Genomic DNA, 16087 nt, shown 5'->3' with positions numbered 1-16087 from the left:
CGCAAGTGTCCGACAGGGAACCACCGCGCCGCCGGGTGCCCGGACCCGCCCGGCCCGTACGCACGGACGGCCGGCGCCGCCCCGGCCCCGGTGCCCGGCCCGCGCGCCGCCCGGGCACCTCCCGGCCCGGCACCGTCCGCTCCGGCGCCGCCCGCCCCGGGGCCCCGCGCACCATCCGGCTGGGCAGCCCGCGCCCCCGGCTGCGCCTGGTGAGCCTCGTGCTGGCGCTGGTGATGACCGCCTTCGTCGTACGGCTGCTCCAGGTGCAGGCCGTCGACGCCGGCGAGTACGCCGCCAAGGCCCAGCTGAACCGCTACGTGGTGCACACCCTGGCCGCCGAGCGCGGCGGGATCACCGACCGCGACGGCGTGGCCCTGGCGAGCAGCGTCGACGCCAACGACATCACGGCCGACCCCACGATGTTCACCCGCGAGGAGACGGACATCGCCGACGCGCCCGAGCGGGCGGCCGCGCTCCTCGCGCCCATCCTCGGCCAGGACCAGGCGGAGATCGCCGGGAAGCTCAAGGCGGAGAAGACCCGGTACGTCGTCCTCGCGCGCCGCCAGACCCCGCAGGTCTGGAAGCAGATCAGCGACCTGAGGTCGGCGCTCGCGAAGAAGTCCAGGGAGGACTCCGCCACGGTGAACGTGCTGGCGGGCGTCTTCCAGGAGGCCAGCAGCAAGCGCGTGTACCCCAACGGCGACCTCGCCGCCGGGATACTGGGCTGGGTCGGCGCCGACGGCACGGGCGGCGGCGGCATCGAGCAGCAGCTCAACGAGGAACTGTCCGGCGAGGACGGCAAGATCCGGTACGCCCAGTCCGGCGGCCGCCAGGTGCCCACCGCGGGCTCCACCGAGACGCCCGCGGTGCCCGGCTCCGACGTGGAGCTCACCATCGACCGCGACATCCAGTGGGCCGCCCAGAACGCCATCGCCGAGCAGGTGGAGGAGTCGAAGGCGGACCGCGGCTACGTGATCGTGCAGGACACGGCGACCGGCCAGATCCTCGCCATGGCCAACTCGCCCGGCTTCGACCCCAACGACCTGTCGAAGGCCGACCCGGACGCGCTGGGCAACGCGGCCCTCCAGGACGCCTTCGAGCCCGGCTCCACCGCCAAGGTCATGTCGATGGCCGCCGTGCTGGAGGAGAACGTCGCCACCCCGTCGACGCGGGTCACCGTGCCCAACCGGCTGCACCGCGGGGACCGGCTCTTCCAGGACGACGTCGACCACCCGACCTGGTACCTGACGCTCAACGGCGTGCTCGCCAAGTCCAGCAACATCGGCACCATCCTGGCCACCGGCCAGCTCGGCGACACCCAGGCCGAGGCCAACCAGGTGCTCCACTCGTACCTGCGCAAGTTCGGCATCGGCAGCCCGACCGGGCTCGGCTTCCCCGGCGAGACGAAGGGCATCCTCGCGCAGCCGAAGGACTGGTCGACCTCGCAGCAGTACACGATCCCTTTCGGCCAGGGCGTCTCGATCAACGCGATGCAGGCGGCCTCCGTCTTCTCGACCGTCGCCAACGGCGGCGTCCGCGTCGAGCCCACCCTCGTCCGCGGCACCAAGGGCCCCGACGGCCGCTTCACCCCGGCACCCGAGCCCAGGAAGACGCGGGTCGTGAGCGAGGAGACGGCCACCACGCTCGCCCGGATGCTGGAGTCGGTCGTCGACGACGAGGAGGGCACCGGCACCAAGGCGCGCATCCCGGGCTACCGCGTCGCGGGCAAGACCGGCACCGCGAACAGAGTGGATCCGGCCACCGGCAAGTACCGCGGCTACACCTCGTCGTTCGCCGGGTTCGCCCCCGCCGACAACCCCCGCGTCACCGTCTACTGCGCCATCCAGAACGCCACCGAGGGCAGCTACTTCGGCGGCCAGATCTGCGGACCCGTCTACAAGGAGGTCATGCAGTTCGCGCTGAAGACGCTCCAGGTCCCGCCCACCGGGGCCGGGCCCGCGAGGCTGCCCGTCACCTTCCAGCCCTGACCACCGCCGCCGCCCGGGCCCCCGCCACCGGGCCCGACCACCGATCAGCACCACCGGACAGAACCCACCAGGAACAGGCCCGTGACAACGATCACTCCCGACTCCGGGAACCACACTCCGCCGGACGCCCCGCCCGGCGCCTCACTTCGCTCCGGCGGGGGTGCGCCCGGTACGCTCACCGCCGTGCCACACGCTGATCAGTACCGAACCACCCAGAACGGCGAATCCGTGACGTACCCGGGACCGCCCAGGCCGGTGCGCGTGTCCGCCGCGCCCCTCGCGGAGCTCGCCGGTCAGCTGGGGGCCGTACGGCCGGAGGGCGCCGCCGAGGTCACGGGCATCACCCACGACTCGCGCGCCGTGCGCCCGGGCGACCTGTACGCCGCCCTGCCCGGCGCCCGCGCCCACGGCGCCGACTTCACGGCCCAGGCGGCCGGGCTGGGCGCGGTCGCCGTGCTGACCGACCCGAAGGGCGCCGAGCGCGCCGCCGCCACCGGGCTGCCCGTCCTCGTCGTCGAGGACCCGCGCGCGCGGATGGGCGAACTGGCGGCCACGATCTACGGCCGGCCGGGGAGCGGTCTCCTCCAGATCGGCATCACCGGCACCTCCGGCAAGACCACCACCGCGTACCTCGCCGAGGGCGGCCTCCGGACGGCCCGCAGCACCGGACTGATCGGCACCGTCGAGATGCGCATCGGCGACGAGCGCATCAAGTCCGAGCGGACCACCCCCGAAGCCACCGACCTCCAGGCCCTGTTCGCCGTCATGCGCGAGCGCGGGGTCGACGCGGTCGTCATGGAGGTCTCCAGCCACGCCCTGGTCCTCGGCCGCGTCGACGGCTGCGTCTTCGACGTCGCCGTCTTCACCAACCTCAGCCCGGAGCACATGGAGTTCCACTCCGGTATGGAGGACTACTTCCGGGCCAAGGCGCAGCTCTTCACTCCCGGGCGCAGCAGGCAGGGCGTGGTGAACCTCGACGACGAGTACGGCCGCCGGCTGGTGAAGGAGGCCGGCGTCCCCGTCACGACCTTCTCCGCGGAGGGGCACCCGGACGCCGACTGGCGCGCCACGGACGTCGAGATCGGCCCGCTGGACTCCACGTTCACGGTGCTCGGCCCCCGCGGTGAGCGGATCGCCGCCAGGGCGCCGCTGCCGGGTCCCTTCAACGTCGCCAACACCCTCGCCGCGATCGTCGCCCTCGCCGCCGCCGGCCTCGACCCGCAGAGCGCCGCCGACGGCGTCGCCGCCGTGCCCGGCGTGCCCGGCCGCCTGGAGCGCGTGGACGCCGGACAGCCGTACCTCGCGGTCGTCGACTACGCGCACAAGACGGACGCGGTCGAGTCGGTCCTCAAGGCGCTCCGCAAGGTCACCGAGGGCCGGCTGCACGTCGTGCTCGGCTGCGGCGGGGACCGGGACACCACCAAGCGGGCCCCGATGGGCGCCGCCGCGGCCCGGTACGCCGACACCGCGGTACTGACCTCCGACAACCCCCGCTCCGAGGATCCCCTCGCCATCCTCGCAACCATGCTCCAGGGCGCGGCGTCCGTACCGGTGCACGAGCGCGGCGAGGTCCAGGTCTTCGAGGACCGGGCCGCGGCCGTCGCCGCCGCCGTGGCCCGCGCGCGCCCCGGGGACACGGTGCTGGTCGCGGGCAAGGGCCACGAGCAGGGCCAGGACATCGCCGGGGTGGTGCGTCCCTTCGACGACCGCCAGGTGCTTCGCGAAGCTATCCAGAAGACCCAGGGATGAACTTGTGATCGCCCTCTCCCTCGCCGAGATCGCAGCAGTCGTCGGCGGGCAGACGCACGACATACCGGATCCGTCGGCGCTCGTCACCGGACCGGTCGTCCGGGACTCCCGCGACGTGGAGCCCGGCGGCCTCTTCGTCGCCTTCGCCGGCGAGCGGGTGGACGGCCACGACTTCGCGGCCTCCGTGGTCGAGGCGGGCGCGGCGGCCGTGCTGGCGTCCCGGCCCGTCGGAGTGCCCGCGATCGTGGTGGACGACGTGCAGACGGCCCTCGGCGCCCTCGCACGCCACGTCGTCACCCGGCTCGGCGCGACCCTCGTCGCCCTCACCGGCTCCGCCGGCAAGACCAGCACCAAGGACCTCATCGCCCAGGTGCTCCAGCGCCACGCCCCGACCGTGTGGACGCCCGGCTCGCTCAACAACGAGATCGGCCTGCCCCTCACCGCGCTCAGCGCGACCGAGGACACCCGCTACCTCGTCCTGGAGATGGGTGCCCGCGGCATCGGCCACATCCGCTACCTCACGGAGCTCACGCCGCCCAGGGTCGGCCTGGTCCTCAACGTCGGCACCGCGCACATCGGCGAGTTCGGCGGCCGGGAGCAGATCGCCCTCGCCAAGGGCGAGCTGGTCGAGGCGCTGCCCCCGGCGGACGAGGGCGGCGTCGCGGTCCTGAACGCCGACGATCCCCTCGTGCGCGCCATGGCCTCCCGGACGAAGGCCAAGGTGCTGTTCTTCGGGGAGGGCGACGAAGCGGACGTACGCGCCGAGAACGTGCGACTCATGGACAGCGGACAGCCCGCGTTCAGGCTTCACACACCCTCCGGTGCAAGCGATGTGACGATGCGCCTGTACGGTGAGCACCACGTGTCGAACGCGCTCGCCGCGGCCGCCGTCGCCCATGAGCTGGGCATGTCCGCAACCGAGATCGCCACCGCGCTCTCCGGGGCGGGCTCCCTCTCCCGCTGGCGGATGGAGGTCACCGAGCGCCCGGACGGCGTGACGGTCGTCAACGACGCCTACAACGCGAACCCCGAGTCCATGCGGGCCGCCCTGCGCGCGCTCGCCGCGATGGGCAAGGCCGCACAGGCACAGGGGGGCCGTACGTGGGCGGTGCTCGGTGAGATGGCCGAGCTCGGGGACGAGGCGCTCGCCGAGCACGACGCGGTCGGACGGCTCGCCGTCCGGCTCAACGTCAGCAAGCTCGTCGCGGTCGGGGGCAGGGAAGCGTCCTGGCTGCAACTGGGCGCATATAACGAGGGTTCGTGGGGTGAGGAGTCGGTGCACGTGTCCGACGCACAGGCGGCGGTCGACCTGTTGCGCAGCGAGTTGCGCCCGGGGGACGTCGTCCTCGTGAAGGCGTCCCGTTCGGTGGGGCTGGAGAGCGTCGCGCAGGCGCTGCTCGAGACCGGTGCCGAGGGTGAGGTCGCCGCCCGATGATGAAGCAGATCCTGTTCGCAGGAGTCATTGGCCTCTTCCTCACCCTGGTCGGCACCCCGCTGCTGATCAAGCTGCTGGCCCGCAAGGGCTATGGCCAGTACATTCGTGACGACGGTCCGCGGACGCACGGCAGCAAGCGCGGTACACCCACCATGGGTGGCATCGCCTTCATCCTGGCGACGATCGTCGCCTACTTCGGGGCCAAGCTGATCACGGTCTCCCTGGACCCCGAGGCCGACGCCTCGCCGACCTTCTCGGGCCTGCTGGTGCTCGGCCTGATGGCGGGCATGGGCCTGGTCGGCTTCCTCGACGACTACATCAAGATCGTCAAGCGCCGGTCGCTCGGTCTGCGGGCCAAGGCGAAGATGGCCGGCCAGCTGATCGTCGGTGTCGCCTTCGCGGTGCTGTCGCTGCAGTTCGCGGACAACCGCGGCAACACCCCGGCCTCCACGAAGCTCTCCTTCGTGCAGGACTTCGGCTGGTCCATCGGCCCGGTGCTGTTCGTCATCTGGGCGCTGTTCATGATCCTCGCCATGTCGAACGGCGTGAACCTCACCGACGGCCTGGACGGTCTGGCCACCGGCGCCTCCGTGCTGGTCTTCGGCGCGTACACGTTCATCGGCGTCTGGCAGTTCCAGGAGTCCTGCGCCAACGCCGAGACGCTGATCAACAAGGCGGCCTGTTACGAGGTACGAGATCCCCTCGACCTCGCCGTCGTCGCCTCCGCCCTGATGGGCGCCTGCCTCGGCTTCCTGTGGTGGAACACCTCCCCGGCCAAGATCTTCATGGGTGACACCGGTTCGCTGGCCCTCGGCGGCGCGCTCGCCGGCCTCGCGATCTGCTCCCGCACCGAGCTGCTGCTCGCCCTCCTCGGCGGCCTCTTCGTCCTCATCACCATGTCGGTCGTCATCCAGGTCGGCTCCTTCCGGCTCACCGGCAAACGCGTCTTCAGAATGGCGCCGCTCCAGCACCACTTCGAGCTCAAGGGGTGGTCCGAGGTCCTTGTGGTGGTCCGCTTCTGGATCATCCAGGGCATCTGTGTGATCGTCGGACTGGGCATCTTCTACGCGGGATGGGCGGCGAAGTGACGTCCTGGGACGGCATGCGGATCACCGTCGCCGGCCTCGGCGTGAGCGGCGTCAGCGCCGCCCGCGCCCTGGCCGGCCTCGGCGCGCGGGTCACCGTCGTGGACGGCGGCGACTCGGAGACGCTGCGCGAGCGCGCGGCCTCCCTCACGGACGCCGAGGGCATCGCGGTACGGCTCGGTGACGCGGACACGCTGCCCGAGGGCACCGAGCTGGTCGTCACCTCGCCGGGCTGGAAGCCCACCTCCCCGCTCTTCGCCGCCGCCGCCGAGGCGGGCGTGGACGTCGTCGGGGACGTGGAGATCGCCTGGCAGCTGCGCGGCCCGGACGCCGCCCCCTGGCTCGCGGTCACCGGCACCAACGGCAAGACCACGACCACCCGGATGCTCGCATCGATCTTGAGGGCCGCGGGCCTGCGCACGGCGGCCGTCGGCAACATCGGCACGCCGATCGTCGACGTGGTGCTCGCCGAGGAACCCTACGACGTCCTCGCCGTCGAGCTCTCCAGCTACCAGCTGCACTGGACGCCGTCCCTGCGCGCCCACTCCGCCGCCGTCCTGAACCTGGCCCCCGACCACCTCGACTGGCACGGCTCCATGGAGGCGTACGCCGCCGACAAGGGCCGGATCTACGAGGGCAACCGGATCGCCTGCGTCTACAACGCCGCCGACCGGGCCACCGAGGACCTGGTGCGCGCGGCGGACGTAGAGGAGGGTTGCCGGGCCATCGGCTTCACCCTGGGCACGCCCGGGCCCTCGCAACTCGGTGTCGTCGACGGCATCCTGGTGGACCGCGCCTTCGTCGAGGACCGGCAGAAGAACGCCCAGGAACTCGCCGAGTTCGCGGACGTGAACCCGCCGGCCCCGCACAACATCGCCAACGCCCTCGCGGCCGCCGCCCTCGCCCGCGCCTTCGGGGTGCCCGCCACGGCCGTACGGGACGGCCTGCGGGCCTTCACCCCGGACGCGCACCGCATCGAGCACGTGGCGGACGTGGACGGGGTCGCCTACGTCGACGACTCCAAGGCCACCAACACCCACGCCGCACAGGCGTCGTTGGCGGCGTACGGGTCGATCGTGTGGATCGCGGGCGGGCTCGCCAAGGGCGCGACCTTCGACGAGCTGGTCGCGAAGTCGGCGGAGCGGCTCAAGGGGGTCGTCCTGATCGGCGCGGACCGCGCGCTGATCCGGGAAGCGCTTCGGCGACACGCGCCCGAGGTGCCCGTCGTGGACCTCGACCGGACCGACACTGGGGCGATGCCCGAGGCGGTCCGTCGGGCGCGCCGGCTCGCTGGCGCGGGCGACACGGTGCTGCTGGCCCCGGCCTGCGCCTCCATGGACATGTTCGTCAACTACAACCAGCGCGGGGACGCGTTCGCGGACGCCGTCCGCGGACTCGCCGCCGCGGGCGCCTGAGCGGCGCGTCCGGGCCGGTCCGGACGCGCCCGGGACCCAGGGGAGGGATGCGTGCCGCCATCGCGGTCGGTGCCCCGGGGTCGGCTGGCCGCCCACGCCGAGGGAGGGGCTCACGATGGCCGGTAGCCGCACCACGCGTACCCGTACGAGCCGGCCGCCCCTCCAGCGCGTCACCCGGCGGCCCCCCGTCCCGCGCGCCCCGCGCGAGAACCCCGTGCGGCGGCTGCGCACGCGCGTGCAGCGGGCCTGGGACCGGCCGCTGACCGCCTACTACGTGATCTTCGGCGGCAGCTCCCTGATCATCGTGCTGGGCCTGGTGATGGTCTACTCGGCCTCCCAGATCAAGGCGCTGCAGCTGTCCCTGCCCGGCTCGTACTTCTTCCAGAAGCAGTTCCTGGCCGCGGTGATCGGCGCCGCACTGCTGTTCGCCGCCTCCCGGATGCCGGTGCGGCTGCACCGGGCGCTGGCCTACCCGATCCTGGCCGTCTCGGTCGTCCTGATGGCCCTGGTGCAGGTGCCGGGGATAGGGATGGCCGTCAACGGCAACCAGAACTGGATCTCCATCGGCGGCCCGTTCCAGCTGCAGCCCAGCGAGTTCGGCAAGCTCGCGCTGGTGCTGTGGGGCGCCGACCTGCTCGCCCGCAAGCAGGACCGGCGGCTGCTGACCCAGTGGAAGCACATGCTGGTGCCGCTGGTGCCGGTGGCCTTCATGCTGCTCGGGCTCATCATGCTCGGCGGCGACATGGGCACCGCCGTCATCCTCACGGCCGTGCTGTTCGGCCTGCTGTGGCTGGCGGGCGCGCCGACGCGGCTGTTCGCCGGCGTGCTGGCCCTCGCCGTGGCCATCGGCACCCTCCTCATCTGGACCAACCCCAACCGCATGGACCGGCTGGCCTGCCTGGGCGCCACGGACCCCGGCCCGAACGACGCCTGCTGGCAGGCCGTGCACGGCATCTACGCGCTCGCGTCCGGCGGACTCCTCGGCTCCGGTCTCGGCGCGAGTGTGGAAAAATGGGGTCAACTCCCGGAAGCCCACACCGACTTCATCTTCGCCGTCACCGGCGAGGAACTGGGGTTGGCGGGGACGCTGTCGGTGCTCGCCCTCTTCGCGGCTCTAGGCTATGCGGGTATCCGCGTGGCCGGACGTACGGAGGACCCCTTCGTCAGGTATGCCGCGGGAGGCGTGACCACCTGGATCACCGCGCAGGCGGTGATCAACATCGGTGCGGTGCTCGGTCTGCTGCCGATCGCCGGAGTCCCGCTCCCGCTGTTCTCCTACGGAGGGTCCGCCCTGCTGCCGACCATGTTCGCCATCGGGCTGCTCATCGCGTTCGCGCGGGAGGAACCCGCTGCGCGGGCGGCGCTTGCGATGCGGCAACCCCGCTTCGGCAAGAAGCGGGCTGGAGGCCCCCAGGGGCCCGGGAGACGGAACACGATGCGACGGCGCGCCAAGACGGCGCGTCCGTCCGGAGAGCGGTGAATTTCGGTGCATGTCGTACTCGCCGGTGGCGGAACCGCCGGCCACATCGAGCCCGCGCTCGCCCTCGCGGACGCCCTGCGCAGGCAGGACCCGACCGTGGGCATCACGGCGCTGGGCACGGAGCGCGGCCTGGAGACCCGGCTCGTCCCCGAGCGCGGCTACGAACTCGCCCTGATCCCCGCCGTGCCCCTGCCGCGCAAGCCCACCCCCGAGCTGATCACCGTGCCCGGCCGGCTGCGCGGCACGATCAAGGCCACCGAGCAGATCCTGGAGCGCACCAAGGCGGACGCCGTGGTCGGCTTCGGCGGCTACGTGGCCCTGCCCGGCTACCTCGCCGCCAAGCGCCTCGGCGTGCCGATCGTCATCCACGAGGCCAACGCCCGCCCGGGTCTCGCGAACAAGATCGGCTCGCGGTACGCCGCCCAGGTCGCCGTCTCCACCCCGGACAACAAGCTGCGCGGCGCCCGCTACATCGGCATCCCGCTGCGCCGCGCCATCGCCACCCTGGACCGGGCCGCCGTGCGCCCCGAGGCCCGGGCCGCCTTCGGCCTCGACCCCCAGCTCCCGACCCTGCTGGTGTCCGGCGGCTCGCAGGGCGCCCGCCGCCTCAACGAGGTGGTCCAGCAGGTCGCCCCGTACCTCCAGCAGTCCGGCATCCAGATCCTGCACGCGGTCGGCCCGAAGAACGAACTGCCGCAGGTGCACCAGATGCCGGGGATGCCGCCCTACATCCCGGTACCGTACGTGGACCGGATGGACCTCGCGTACGCCGCGGCCGACATGATGCTCTGCCGCGCGGGCGCGATGACCGTCGCCGAACTCTCCGCCGTCGGGCTTCCGGCCGCCTACGTCCCGCTGCCCATCGGCAACGGCGAACAGCGGCTGAACGCCCAGCCGGTGGTCAAGGCCGGCGGCGGACTGCTGGTCGACGACGCGGAACTGACGCCCGAATGGGTGCAGGGCAACGTGCTGCCCGTGCTCGCCGACCCGCACCGGCTGTACGAGATGTCCCGCGCCGCCGGTGAGTTCGGCCGCCGGGACGCCGACGACCTGCTCGTCGGCATGGTGTACGAGGCGATCGCGTCCCGGCGCCAGTAAGGGCACCAGCGCGATGTGAGAGGCAGGGGAGTGTGGCCGGACCTACGGCGACCGCCGAGCGCGGCGGCGCGGACGAGGAGCTCGGGGCCGGCCCGCCCCCCGACGGGCGGCTCCCCCGTACGCGCACGCTCATCCTCGGGGCCCTGCTCCTCGCGCTGGCCGCGGTGGGCTGCCTCTGGGTCCTGTACGGCTCGCAGTGGCTGCGCGCGGAGACCGTGTCGGTCTCGGGGACGCGGGTGCTCACCCCGGCACAGGTCCGCGAGGCGGCGGACGTACCGCTCGGCGCCCCGCTCATTTCCGTGGACACCGATGTGATCGCGGCGCGTTTGCGCCAGAAATTGCCGCGAATTGATGAGGTGGACGTCGACCGCTCCTGGCCCCACGGAATCGACCTGAAAGTGACCGAGCGCAAGGCGGTCCTGATTGTCGAGGAGCCGGAGAATGGGGGCAAGTACGTCGAAGTCGACGCGACGGGCGTACGGTTCGCCACGGTTCCGCGTGCCCCGAAGGGGGTACCGACGCTGGAATTGGCCGTCCCGCGGCAGGACGGCACCCGCCGCTTCGGCGAAGACAGGCTGGTGCGCGAGGCGGTCCGCGTGGCCGGTGACGTCCCGGACACGGTGGCCCGGGGAACACGGACCGTCAAGGTGCGTTCGTACGACTCCATCTCGCTGGAACTCGCCGACGGACGGACCGTCACCTGGGGGAGCGGCGAGAAGGGCCGCGCGAAGGCCCGCACACTGGCCGCGCTGATGAAAGCCGCGCCACGCGCGCGGCACTTCGACGTGAGTGTCCCCACCGCCCCTGCGTCATCGGGGAGTTGACGCACATCCGCGCAGGCCAGCACCCTGGTTGGGCAGCGCTATGGCTGATCACATAGGGTGAAAAGAAAAACGGGAGGTTCGGCGTGTTCGTTGAACGCGCGCCGCTTGTCGACTTAGTGTCCTGTTCGGAAGAGTCCCAGGAGCACGCACACTGGTAACCCTAAACTTCAGCGTTAGGGTTCGGGTCGGCGATACGGACCGTCCCAATCGGCATCCGTCGTCACCTCGCTCCACAGCGAAGTGACGACCCGTAAATCGAGGCGAGAGGCCTTCGACGTGGCAGCACCGCAGAACTACCTCGCAGTCATCAAGGTCATCGGTGTCGGCGGCGGTGGTGTCAATGCCATCAACCGAATGATCGAGGTCGGTCTCAAGGGTGTCGAGTTCATCGCGATCAACACCGACGCCCAGGCACTGTTGATGAGCGACGCCGACGTCAAGCTCGACGTCGGCCGTGAACTCACCCGCGGACTCGGCGCCGGCGCCAACCCGGCCGTCGGCCGCAAGGCAGCCGAGGACCACCGCGAGGAGATCGAGGAGGTCCTCAAGGGGGCCGACATGGTCTTCGTGACGGCGGGTGAGGGCGGCGGCACCGGCACCGGCGGCGCGCCCGTCGTGGCCAACATCGCCCGCTCGCTGGGCGCCCTCACCATCGGTGTGGTCACGCGCCCCTTCACCTTCGAGGGACGGCGCCGCGCCAACCAGGCCGAGGACGGCATCGCCGAGCTCCGCGAAGAGGTCGACACCCTCATCGTCATCCCGAACGACCGGCTGCTGTCCATCTCGGACCGCCAGGTGTCGGTCCTGGACGCCTTCAAGTCGGCCGACCAGGTCCTCCTCTCCGGTGTCCAGGGCATCACCGACCTGATCACCACACCGGGTCTGATCAACCTCGACTTCGCCGATGTGAAGTCCGTCATGTCCGAGGCCGGTTCGGCCCTCATGGGCATCGGCTCGGCCCGCGGCGACGACCGCGCGGTGGCCGCGGCCGAGATGGCGATCTCCTCGCCGCTGCTGGAAGCCTCCATCGACGGCGCCCGTGGTGTGCTGCTCTCCATCTCCGGCGGCTCCGACCTCGGCCTGTTCGAGATCAACGAGGCCGCCCAGCTGGTGAGCGAGGCCGCGCACCCCGAGGCCAACATCATCTTCGGTGCCGTCATCGACGACGCCCTCGGCGACGAGGTGCGGGTCACCGTGATCGCCGCCGGCTTCGACGGCGGCCAGCCCCCGGCCAAGCGGGAGAACATCCTCGGCTCCGCCGCCGTCAAGCGCGAGGAGCCCGCGCCGGCCCCCGTACGGCCCGCGGTGGAGAACCGCCCGGCCTTCGGCTCGCTCGGCAGCGTGACGCCGAAGGAGGAGCCGGAGCCCGCCCCGGAGCCGGTGCAGCACCACGAGGTCCCGGTCTCCCCGCCGGTCCCGCCGTCGCGGACGTACGCCGACAGCGCGGCCGAGGAACTGGACGTGCCGGACTTCCTGAAGTGACGGGACAGCCACTCGAAGCGGTGACTTCCCGGAGCGGCGCGCACTTCGCCTTCACCGACCGGTGGGGCGGGGTGAGCGCCGCTCCGTACGAGCAGCTCAATCTGGGCGGAGCCGTCGGGGACGACCCGGACGCGGTCCTCACCAATCGAGAACTGGCCGCGAAGTCGCTGGGGATCGACCCGGCCGCCGTGGTCTGGATGAACCAGGTGCACGGGGCGGACGTGGCGGTGGTCGACGGGCCGTGGAGCTCGGCCGGGTCCTCGACCGTTCCCGCCGTCGACGCGCTGGTCACCGCCCGGCGCGGACTCGCCCTCGCCGTGCTCACCGCCGACTGCGTGCCCGTGCTGCTCGCCGACCCCGCCGCCGGGGTGGTGGCCGCGGCACACGCGGGACGGCCCGGCATGGTCGCCGGGGTCGTGCCCGCCGCCGTCCGCGCCATGGTGGAACTGGGCGCCGAGCCGTCCCGGATCGTCGCCCGCACCGGCCCCGCCGTCTGCGGCCGCTGCTACGAGGTGCCCGGGGCGATGCGCGCCGAGGTGTCCGCCGTCGAGCCCGGGGCATACGCCACGACGAGCTGGGACACACCGGCCGTGGACGTGAGCGCCGGCGTGCACGCCCAGCTCGAACGGCTCGGGGTGCACGACCGGGAGCAGTCGCCGGTGTGCACGTTCGAATCGGGCGACCACTTCTCGTACCGCCGCGACCGCACCACGGGGCGACTCGCGGGATATGTCTGGCTGGACTGATGGGGCATGACGGACCGTAAGACCGAACTCGCCGAGAACCTGGCGAAGGTGGAGGACCGCATCGCGGCGGCGTGCGCGGCGGCGGGCCGGGAGCGCGCGGAGGTGACCCTGATCGCGGTCACCAAGACCTATCCCGCGAGCGATGTGCGCATTCTCTCGGACCTCGGGGTGCGTCACGTCGCCGAGAACAAGGACCAGGACGCGTCGCCCAAGGCCACCGAGTGCGCGGATCTGCCGCTCACCTGGCACTTCGTCGGGCAGCTCCAGACCAACAAGGTCCGCTCCGTGGTGCGTTACGCCGATGTCGTGCAGTCCGTGGACCGGGCCAGGCTCGTCACGGCCCTGTCGAAGGAGGCCGTCCGGGCCGGACGCGAGGTGGGCTGCCTCCTGCAGGTCGCGCTGGACGCGGGGGCGAGCGGCCGGGGGGACCGCGGCGGGGTCGGGCCCGGTGGGATCGAGGAGTTGGCCGCACTCGTGGCGGACTCGCCCGGGCTGCGGCTCGACGGCCTGATGACCGTGGCGCCGCTCACCGGCGAGTACGCCCGACGCGAACGCGCCGCGTTCGAGCGGTTGATGGATTTGTCGACTGCCCTGCGCAGAGCGCATCCGGCTGCGAACATGGTCTCGGCAGGGATGAGCGCGGACCTCGAGCAGGCCGTCGCCGCCGGGGCGACACATGTGCGCGTCGGCAGCGCGGTACTCGGAGTCCGCCCCAGGCTCGGGTAACGTCGCCAAGAAGTCGGACCACAGCAGAAAATATGGTCATTACCGCTGGTAGGCGGGGATACGACCACGTGGATCGCGGGCACTTGGCAAGTCGTCAGTCGATCCACCACAGAGCGGAGGACTCAGAGCATGGCCGGCGCGATGCGCAAGATGGCGGTCTACCTCGGCCTCGTGGAGGACGATGGGTACGACGGCCGCGGATTCGACCCCGACGACGACTTCGAACCCGAACTCGATCCGGAGCCCGAGCGCGACCGCAGGCGGCACGAGGCGTCGCTCCCGACGCACGAGCCCCCGCGGGACGAATCGGTACGAGTCGTACAACCCACCGTGCAGCGTGAGCCGGTGGCGCATTCCGCCCCACTGCCCGCGGAACCGGCACGACCCGCCCGGATCGCACCCGTGGCGTCCATCACACAAGAACGTCAGAGCCTGGAGAAGAACGCACCGGTGATCATGCCCAAGGTCGTGTCCGAACGAGAGCCTTACCGGATCACCACGCTGCACCCGCGGACCTACAACGAGGCCCGTACCATCGGGGAACACTTCCGTGAGGGCACCCCGGTGATCATGAATCTGACCGAGATGGACGACACCGACGCGAAGCGACTTGTCGACTTTGCCGCCGGTCTGGTCTTCGGTCTGCACGGAAGCATCGAGCGGGTGACGCAGAAGGTGTTCCTGTTGTCTCCTGCTAACGTCGATGTCACGGCGGAGGACAAGGCCCGCATCGCAGAGGGCGGGTTCTTCAACCAGAGCTGAGATGCACAACAGGACAAGCAGTACGGAACAGGGGAGAGGGAAGCACGGATCATGAGCGTGGTTTGGCAAGTGCTGTACGTCGCGCTGATGTGTTTCCTGATCGTGCTGATCTTCCGGCTGGTCATGGACTACGTCTTCCAGTTCGCCCGCTCATGGCAACCCGGCAAGGCGATGGTCGTCGTTCTGGAGGCCACCTACACTGTCACGGATCCACCGCTCAAGCTCTTGCGGCGGTTCATCCCGCCGCTGCGTCTCGGGGGCGTGGCACTTGACCTGTCCTTCTTCGTACTGATGATCATCGTCTACATCCTGATCTCCATCGTGAGCAGTCTCGCGAGGTGAGCGTGGACGATACGGTCTTGCCGACTGCCGATGACTACGTTGAGGTGAAGAGATGCCGTTGACCCCCGAGGACGTGCGGAACAAGCAGTTCACGACCGTCCGCCTCCGAGAAGGCTATGACGAGGACGAGGTCGATGCCTTCCTCGACGAGGTCGAAGCCGAACTGACCCGTCTGCTGCGCGAGAACGAGGACCTGCGCGCCAAGCTGGCCGCGGCCACGCGTGCCGCCGCGCAGAACCAGCAGAACATGCGCAAGCCCCCGGAGGGCCCGGGCGGCCCGGGCCCCCAGGACCAGCAGCAACAGCAGGGCATGCGCGGTCCGGGTGCTCCCGTCCCCGCCGGCATATCGGGCCCGCCGCAGCAGCAGATGGGCGGCCCCATGGGTGGTCCGCCCCAGCTGCCGAGCGGTGCGCCGCAGTTGCCCGCGGGCCCCAGCGGCCAGGGTCCCGGCGGTCCGCAGGGTCCCGGTCAGATGGGTCAGGGACCCATGGGCCAGGGCGGTCCGATGGGCCAGGGCGGCCCCATGGGCCAGGGTGGCCCGATGGGTCAGGGCGGTCCGATGGGCCAGGGCGGCCCCATGGGTCAGGGCGGCCCGATGCAGCAGCAGATGGGCGGCCCGATGGGCGGTCCCATGGGTGGTCCCGGCCCGATGGGCGGCGGTCTCCCGCAGCCCGGCCAGGGTCCCGGCGGCGACAGCGCCGCGCGTGTGCTCTCACTGGCCCAGCAGACCGCCGACCAGGCGATCGCCGAGGCCCGTTCCGAGGCCAACAAGATCGTCGGTGAGGCCCGCAGCCGTGCCGAGGGCCTGGAGCGCGACGCCCGTGCCAAGGCCGACGCCCTGGAGCGGGACGCGCAGGAGAAGCACCGCGTCGCGATGGGCTCCCTGGAGTCCGCCCGCGCCACGCTGGAGCGCAAGGTCGAGGACCTGCGCGGCTTCGAGCGCGAGTACCGCACG

The 16087-nt window shown here is 71.6% G+C and carries 14 protein-coding genes; all 14 read left to right on the top strand.

What is annotated here, in order from left to right; genetic code table 11:
* Positions 1 to 5: 5 nt before the first annotated feature.
* Complete coding sequence (locus tag UW392_RS16125; RefSeq protein ID WP_320775698.1) at positions 6 to 1988, top strand: penicillin-binding protein 2; 1983 nt, start codon at positions 6 to 8, stop codon at positions 1986 to 1988.
* 228 nt (positions 1989 to 2216) lie between these two features.
* A complete protein-coding gene (locus UW392_RS16120) occupies positions 2217 to 3737 on the top strand; it encodes a UDP-N-acetylmuramoyl-L-alanyl-D-glutamate--2,6-diaminopimelate ligase (RefSeq protein ID WP_320775697.1) in 1521 nt (506 codons plus the stop codon).
* A 4-nt stretch (positions 3738 to 3741) separates the two neighbouring features.
* Positions 3742 to 5172: a UDP-N-acetylmuramoyl-tripeptide--D-alanyl-D-alanine ligase gene (locus UW392_RS16115; RefSeq protein WP_320775695.1), complete on the top strand. Its 1431-nt coding sequence runs from the start codon at positions 3742 to 3744 to the stop codon at positions 5170 to 5172.
* Positions 5172 to 6260: a phospho-N-acetylmuramoyl-pentapeptide-transferase gene (gene mraY, locus UW392_RS16110; protein ID WP_320775696.1), complete on the top strand. Its 1089-nt coding sequence runs from the start codon at positions 5172 to 5174 to the stop codon at positions 6258 to 6260. Before UW392_RS16115 ends, mraY begins: the two co-directional genes overlap by 1 nt.
* A complete protein-coding gene (gene murD, locus UW392_RS16105; RefSeq protein WP_320775694.1) occupies positions 6245 to 7672 on the top strand; it encodes a UDP-N-acetylmuramoyl-L-alanine--D-glutamate ligase in 1428 nt (475 codons plus the stop codon). Before mraY ends, murD begins: the two co-directional genes overlap by 16 nt.
* A gap of 115 nt (positions 7673 to 7787) precedes the next feature.
* Positions 7788 to 9152 (top strand): putative lipid II flippase FtsW, encoded by a 1365-nt coding sequence (gene ftsW / locus UW392_RS16100; RefSeq protein WP_320775693.1) that lies wholly within the window; start codon positions 7788 to 7790, stop codon positions 9150 to 9152.
* A 6-nt stretch (positions 9153 to 9158) separates the two neighbouring features.
* Positions 9159 to 10250, top strand: coding sequence for an undecaprenyldiphospho-muramoylpentapeptide beta-N-acetylglucosaminyltransferase (murG, locus tag UW392_RS16095; RefSeq protein WP_320775692.1), 1092 nt, complete (start codon positions 9159 to 9161; stop codon positions 10248 to 10250).
* 32 nt (positions 10251 to 10282) lie between these two features.
* Entirely contained in the window at positions 10283 to 11074 is a 792-nt protein-coding gene (locus tag UW392_RS16090; protein WP_320775691.1) for a cell division protein FtsQ/DivIB, read from the top strand.
* 276 nt (positions 11075 to 11350) lie between these two features.
* Entirely contained in the window at positions 11351 to 12556 is a 1206-nt protein-coding gene (ftsZ, locus tag UW392_RS16085; RefSeq protein WP_320775690.1) for a cell division protein FtsZ, read from the top strand.
* Between the two features lie 20 nt (positions 12557 to 12576).
* Positions 12577 to 13302, top strand: a complete 726-nt coding sequence (gene pgeF, locus UW392_RS16080) for a peptidoglycan editing factor PgeF (protein WP_320775689.1) — start codon at positions 12577 to 12579, stop codon at positions 13300 to 13302.
* 6 nt (positions 13303 to 13308) lie between these two features.
* Positions 13309 to 14028, top strand: coding sequence for a YggS family pyridoxal phosphate-dependent enzyme (locus tag UW392_RS16075; protein ID WP_320775688.1), 720 nt, complete (start codon positions 13309 to 13311; stop codon positions 14026 to 14028).
* 129 nt (positions 14029 to 14157) lie between these two features.
* Complete coding sequence (locus UW392_RS16070; protein WP_320775687.1) at positions 14158 to 14790, top strand: cell division protein SepF; 633 nt, start codon at positions 14158 to 14160, stop codon at positions 14788 to 14790.
* Between the two features lie 51 nt (positions 14791 to 14841).
* The gene (locus tag UW392_RS16065) at positions 14842 to 15132 is read left to right on the top strand and encodes a YggT family protein (RefSeq protein ID WP_030582238.1); all 291 of its coding nucleotides are present in this window, start codon (positions 14842 to 14844) and stop codon (positions 15130 to 15132) included.
* Between the two features lie 52 nt (positions 15133 to 15184).
* Positions 15185 to 16087, top strand: a 903-nt coding sequence (locus tag UW392_RS16060; RefSeq protein WP_320775686.1) for a DivIVA domain-containing protein, incomplete at its 3' end; no start/stop codon positions are given.

Source organism: Streptomyces sp. CRN 30, assembly GCF_034105845.1.
The sequence above is the reverse complement of the archived record's forward strand: the minus strand, read 5'-3'. Positions and strand labels throughout refer to the sequence as shown.

Bases quoted from the DNA above. Each gene is read 5' to 3' on its own strand.
- mraY (WP_320775696.1), top strand. From the start codon at position 5,172: ATGAAGCAGATCCTGTTCGCAGGAGTCATTGGCCTCTTCCTCACCCTG.
- murD (WP_320775694.1), top strand. From the start codon at position 6,245: ATGGGCGGCGAAGTGACGTCCTGGGACGGCATGCGGATCACCGTCGCC.
- ftsW (WP_320775693.1), top strand. From the start codon at position 7,788: ATGGCCGGTAGCCGCACCACGCGTACCCGTACGAGCCGGCCGCCCCTC.
- UW392_RS16065 (WP_030582238.1), top strand. From the start codon at position 14,842: ATGAGCGTGGTTTGGCAAGTGCTGTACGTCGCGCTGATGTGTTTCCTG.
- UW392_RS16070 (WP_320775687.1), top strand. From the start codon at position 14,158: ATGGCCGGCGCGATGCGCAAGATGGCGGTCTACCTCGGCCTCGTGGAG.
- UW392_RS16075 (WP_320775688.1), top strand. From the start codon at position 13,309: ATGACGGACCGTAAGACCGAACTCGCCGAGAACCTGGCGAAGGTGGAG.